The following is a 691-nucleotide window of genomic DNA, read 5'->3' on the forward strand; positions in this document are numbered from 1 at the left end:
GGGCTGTGGATGCCTTTTGTGGTATCTTGCTGGCTATTTCTATTTTGAACATGCGTCTATTGTCGGTTTGCAAACCGTGCTTCGCGTGGTCTGATGATTCTCTCTCACCACTGGTTTTGGGAGTTTACGTTGCAGCCGACGTCGCCGATGGCTTTGTTCATTACATGGACCACCTACGGTAGTTTTTTGCCTGGCGATCACCGAGGTTGGCGGCACCGGACGCAAGGTGAAAAACAGCCTCAACCGAAACTACTGCGTTGGCATCAAGAGCACTTGGCACATGCGGTCTTGCTTCTTGATCGTTCCATGATTGAGGTAGTTGCTTCCGCAGTAACTGAAATATGTGAGTATCGTCGCTGGCATTTGTTCGCCTGCAGCGTCCGAAGCAACCACGTGCATGTTGTTCTGGCCGCACCCGATTGGAAGCCGCCCAAGGTTCGTGACCAATTGAAATCCAAGGCAACCATGGAACTGCGAGCAAGCAATCCCGCGTTTCGCGATCGTCCTGTGTGGACCCGTAAAGGGGACATCGCGTATCTCGACAGCGACGTCGAGATTGAGCGATGTGTCACCTACGTTCTGGAAGCACAGGATCGAAAGATTCGTGACCAAATGTGGGGTGTTTGGAGTGCAATGGTATGATCCGAAGTGCGCGTGCACTCGGGTTTTTTGGCGTGTTGGGGTTGCTTGC

Annotated in this window: 1 protein-coding gene; it reads left to right on the forward strand. The window is 52.5% G+C overall.

The window, feature by feature from the left end; all coding sequences use genetic code 11:
- Nucleotides 1-93: 93 nt before the first annotated feature.
- The gene (locus RSSM_RS15990; RefSeq protein ID WP_008680778.1) at nucleotides 94-642 is read left to right on the forward strand and encodes a transposase; all 549 of its coding nucleotides are present in this window, start codon (nucleotides 94-96) and stop codon (nucleotides 640-642) included.
- The last annotated feature ends 49 nt before the right edge of the window (nucleotides 643-691 follow it).

Source organism: Aporhodopirellula sallentina SM41 (assembly GCF_000346505.1).
GTDB lineage: Bacteria > Planctomycetota > Planctomycetia > Pirellulales > Pirellulaceae > Rhodopirellula > Rhodopirellula sallentina.

What these genes read in the sequence shown, in the direction of transcription:
- RSSM_RS15990 (WP_008680778.1), top strand. Translation starts at nt 94, where the DNA reads ATGATTCTCTCTCACCACTGGTTTTGGGAGTTTACGTTGCAGCCGACG.